This window comes from Phycisphaerae bacterium (genome assembly GCA_012729815.1).
Lineage (GTDB): Bacteria > Planctomycetota > Phycisphaerae > JAAYCJ01 > JAAYCJ01 > JAAYCJ01.
In genome coordinates, this window is the sequence record JAAYCJ010000224.1 from 1 (window position 1) to 4,683 (window position 4,683).

Annotated in this window: 3 protein-coding genes; all 3 read right to left on the reverse strand. The window is 64.5% G+C overall.

The window, feature by feature from the left end; translation table 11 throughout:
* Positions 1–583 precede the first annotated feature (583 nt).
* The 3 genes from GXY33_14685 to GXY33_14695 are packed head-to-tail and all read right to left on the reverse strand — an operon-like array spanning position 584 to position 4,657.
* Positions 584–1,198, reverse strand: a complete 615-nt coding sequence (locus tag GXY33_14685; GenBank protein NLX06382.1) for a lipocalin family protein — start codon at positions 1,196–1,198, stop codon at positions 584–586.
* Complete coding sequence (locus tag GXY33_14690; GenBank protein NLX06383.1) at positions 1,146–2,321, reverse strand: hypothetical protein; 1,176 nt, start codon at positions 2,319–2,321, stop codon at positions 1,146–1,148. The genes GXY33_14685 and GXY33_14690 overlap by 53 nt, the downstream gene beginning before the upstream one ends.
* On the reverse strand, positions 2,318–4,657 hold the full coding sequence (locus GXY33_14695; protein NLX06384.1) for a hypothetical protein: 2,340 nt from the start codon (positions 4,655–4,657) through the stop codon (positions 2,318–2,320). Before GXY33_14695 ends, GXY33_14690 begins: the two co-directional genes overlap by 4 nt.
* Positions 4,658–4,683 lie beyond the last annotated feature (26 nt).

The window sequence follows — 4,683 nt, forward strand, 5'->3', positions numbered from 1 at the left end:
GCCGCCATCGACAGAAGCACCAGCAGAAGAACCACGCCCATTCGTCTGAATCGATTGTCCACGCCCGTCTCCTTCATGCACCGAACCGTTCACCGCGACAGCACCACAGCCATCGACTCTCGTACTCTCGGCAGAGTTACTTCCGCAGGCTAAGGACTATCCGACCCTTCGTCAAGCACAGACTTGCGCCGGTCGGCATGCACACATCGTACAAAACGCACATTCGGGCGTGGTCGCATCAGCACCGTTTGAGCGCGCCCCGCGGTTGTCGTTGATCGGGGTCCGGACGGCGAGTCGGTTTGTCGCCGCTCGCGAGTGGCGTACGGCACGGGGGAGGCGGGTTTTGCGTATTGAGTTGTCAATCGTCGCATGGTGCGACGCGCGGCCGGGGCCCGGGGCGTCCCGGCACAATAAAGATAGCATGGGACTCGGAAAAGTCAAAAAGGCGGGTTTTGGCGTCGGCGGCAGAAACGGCGCAGGGATTTGCGGCAGGAGTCTCTGGAGGAATGGAAGGGATTTCCCCCGACGCCCGCAGCCGTCACGGTGGGTCAGCCTGGGCCAGGAAGACGAACCGGATGCGTTTTCAAGCGCGGTTGAAGCGGACGACGCCTCCGTCGGCTTCGATGACCAGCACGTTGTCGCCCTCGAAGCGGAATGTGCCGCTCTGGGAGTGGTCGTGCATGGTGAACGTGATCTGGTCGCCGGAGACGCTGTAGGAGCCGGTCATGGTCTGCGGCGAGGGCAGTTTTCCGCCGGAGACGTTGATGGTCAGCGTGCTACCGTCGGCTCCGAACTCGTAGATCATGGTCATGCCGTCGGGCAGCGGGTGGGACTGGCCGTTATGGCTCATCTCGGTCATCTGCCACCGTCCGACGATGGACGGCGCGGCTGGGGCTTCCGCCGTCGGAGGGGGCGTGGGCGTGGGCGAGGCGGCGAGCTCGACCGGCGCCCCCGGAACCGGCGTGGGCGTCGGCATGGTCGTCGTTTCCGGCGTCGGCGTCGGTGCGACGGTGTCCGAGGCGGCGACCTTCTCGATCTCCTTGCGGACCGGCTCGGCTGGGGCGTGAAACTCGGGCACGTCCGGCGGCGCAGGGCGATAGCAGCCGGTCAGGCCGGCGGCAATCAGGACGGCGGCCAGGACCGTTTCAGCGAGGCGCCGGTTCGGTATTCGGGCGATCGGTGTTGGCATTGCGTTCAACAAATCGGACCTCCACGATGGCAAATCGGTTGGGACCCTGCGGGCCGAGGATCAGCAGCGTCCGGCGGGCCGGCACGTAGCGCAGCGGGATCCACGGGCCGTCAAGGATTTGAGGACTCAGGCCGGTCTCGACGTTGGCTGAGAAAAGGTAGTCGGACGTGGCGAGGGCGAAGACGTCGTCGGTCAGCCAGCACGCGGCGATGGCGCCTTGGCGGTGGCGCTGGAGGCGGTTGTCTCGCAGGTCCAGCAGACAGATTCGGTTCTGGCGCGTATCGTAGAAGAGCAGGCGGTCACCGTTTGGCGAAATCGGGTCGGCGACACCGGCCAGGGTCTGGAGCGCAGCGGCGCGATTGCCTAATCCGCAGTCGCCGGCCAGAAGGGTCAACCCGGACGGCCGGGCCAGGACCCATTCGAGGGAGTCGGCGGCGTTCCGGGCGCAAACGACGGCCTCATTGGCGTTGACCGAAACGGGCAGAAGCAGCTCGTCGCCCTTTGGCGCCATCGGTTGCGGCTCGCCTTCGATACGCTGCCGATAGATTCGGAACGGATGATCGAAGTCCACAGCGGAGCAGTAGACGATCTGGTCATCGGACGCGGCGAATCGTGGAAGGCAGTTGAGAGCATGCGGCACGCCGAGCACGGTTTGCCGGCCGGTCGCCAGGTCAAGGTGAATGATGGAACTGCCGGGCGGTTCGTTGGCCACGAACGCCATGCTTCGCCCGGTGGGCGACCAGACGGGCGAGTGGGCCCAGCGGTAGCCTTTAGAGATCGGGCGGCCGGGTTCGCCGCCGGCGGTGGGACGGAGCATGACGGTCAGCGTTCCCTCAGCCGGAGTCGCGTTCGGGTCGCCCAGAAGCGTGCGCGGATCCAGGTCGCCGCCGTCGCTGCGCAGGTGGAGCAGCCATTCGCCGTCGGGGCTGACGGTCGGGAGCTGCAGACCGGTATTCGGTACGGCGCCGATGGTGCGCGGCAGGTGGAAATCGCCGAAGATCCGGACGTGTTCGCGGTTGATGTTCTCGATCCGCTGGGCCGGCGAGGCCTCGCGGGATCGGCCGGCCTGGCAGCCGCTGAGCAGCATCCAGACTGCGCCTGCGAGGATCAGGATGGGTCGGACACGTTTCACAGAGACGACTCCCTGGTGGTCGGTTCGTCGCGGTGGCGGCTGATCTTGCCGGGATGGTTCATTCCCTCCTCAAATCGCTTCAGCGGTTCGGACTCGATTACGTCCCGCGTGGTGCCGGGCCCGATCACGTACGGGGTCAGGAAGATCAGCAATTCGCTGTTGACCGCCCCGAGTTCGCGGTGCTTGAAGAGCTCGCCGAGGATCGGTATGTCGCCCAGACCCGGAACGCGTCGAATAACTTTGGTCTGCTCCTCGCGAAGGATGCCGCTGATCAGGAAGGTTTTGCCGTCCTCGAGGACGACGCGGGTGGTGGTTTCGCGGCGATCGATGATGGCTCCGCCGAAGAGGGTGCGGCCGGGCACGATGCTCGAAACGCTCAGGTTGACGGTCAGGTCGATTTCCTTGCCGTTGCTGATGTGGGGCCGGACGCGGAGGCGGATGCCGACCGGGAAGTATTCGAACGACTGGTTCAGCGCCCCGACGTCGGTGAACTGCGAAACGGAGATGAACGGAATGTCCTGGCCGTCGAAGAACTCGGCTTCGATGTTGTCGGCTGTGAGAATCTTCGGTTCGCTTTTGATCTTCAGGTCGGTGACCCTCCGCAGGAGGCTGATCAGATTGTTGACGTTGACGTCGAGGGCCAGCGTGTGTTCGTTACCCACGGTATCGCGGTATTCGTAGCTCAGCAGGCCGCGGAGGGCGTTTTCGGTGATGATCGGATCGCCCGAGGTGAAGAGCGTCGGGTCGCTGGAGAACCGGTAGCCCAGGCTGATCGTATCGTCGTGGACGATTTCGGCGATGACCGCTTTGACGAGCACCTGATAGCCCGGCTTGTCGAGTTCCTCGACGAAGCGGGAGATGGAGTCGGCGTATTCCTCGGGCGCAGCCACGAGCAGGAGGTTCTGTTCGACGTTTGGGACGATTCGCAGCTTGCCCACCAGGTTGCTCGGCTGGCGAATGTCGGTCTCGTGCGGCGGGTTCTGCCACCAGAACTGCATGGTCCGGAGTGTGGCGTCGTCCTTCTGCTCCTGCGGCTGATTGGTTTTGCGGGCTTCGGGATTGTAGGGCGAGACGAGGTCGGAGAAGCCCTCGAAGGTGCCCTGTCGCGTCCGCCGCAGGATCGAGGTGGGCGTACCGGGCGCGTTGAGGAGGGCGTTGAGCTGTTCGGCGAGGGTTTCGGCGTCGGCGAACTTGAGCTGGATCACGCGCGGCACGCCGGCGTCCTGCGGCTTGTCGATCTCGGCGATCATGTCGTCGATGACCTTGTAGTTCTCAGCGTTCTTGCTGACCACAATGAGTCTGCCGGTTTCGGGATAGGCTTCGAAGCTGAACTGGCCGAAGAGCCGGCCGACCGGTGAGGGCGTTTCGTCGTCGTCGCCCCACCCCCAGCTCCACCACGGGTCGTTCGACGATTCCTTTTTGGTGAAGAGGTTCTCGAGCAGTTCCCTCGTTTTCTCCGGATCGGCGTATTGGAGGGTGTAGATACGCGGCGCCGCCTCTTCGCCGTCGAAAGGCCGGTCGAGTTCCTCGATCTGTTCGGCGATCTTGGCCATCTTCTCGGGCGAGGCGATGATGGTAACGGTATTGGCCCGGGTGTTGGCGGTGACGGTCACCTGATCGCGGTCGCTGCCGCCGCCGCGGGTGAACCAGCGAAAGCGGCGGCTCGTCGAGTCGTCCTGGAAGAGTTCCTTGATGTTCTCAGCGACCTGGCTGGCGTCGCCGTACGTGAGCTTGAAGGTCCGCGTCTCGCGGATGCCGATATCGGCCACGTCGATCTGTTCGAGCCAGTCTTTGATAACCTGGCGGTTCTGGTCGGAACCGACGATCATGATCCGCCGCGAGGTGACGAAGGGGAATATCTTGACGGAGGTGCGCAGGCCCTCGTCGGGATGGCTGGCCAGCATGATGTTGAGCTGGCGGACGAGGTCCTCGACGTCGCTGTACTTGACCTCGACAATCTCGGAGAGGTTGATCTGCGGTTTGGGCTGATCGAGATCGACGAGCCACTGCTGGACCCGCGAGAGCACCGCGGACGGCGCGGCGACGACGATGACCGACCGCCGGGAGTCCGGGATCAGCAGCACCGGGGCCTTTTCGCCCTTGACGGTGATCGCGCCGGGCGACTGGCCCTCGCCCGGTCGCGGACCCGGCTGAGGCTGACCGCCGGAAGGGCCTCCGACGGAGAGGACCGATCGGACCTCGACGCCGAGGTATCCGGCAATCAGTTTCTCGAGGACGGGCACCAGTTCGCTCACGTCGACGTTGTGGACGGGGAAGACCTTGAGTTCGCGGCCGCTGACGTCCGGCTGATCGAGTTCGCCGATGATGCCGGACATGATGCTTAACTGCCCGACGGTGGCGA

Coding starts and splice junctions, on each gene's coding strand:
- GXY33_14695 (NLX06384.1), bottom strand. CDS start 4,657: ATGTCCGGCATCATCGGCGAACTCGATCAGCCGGACGTCAGCGGCCGC.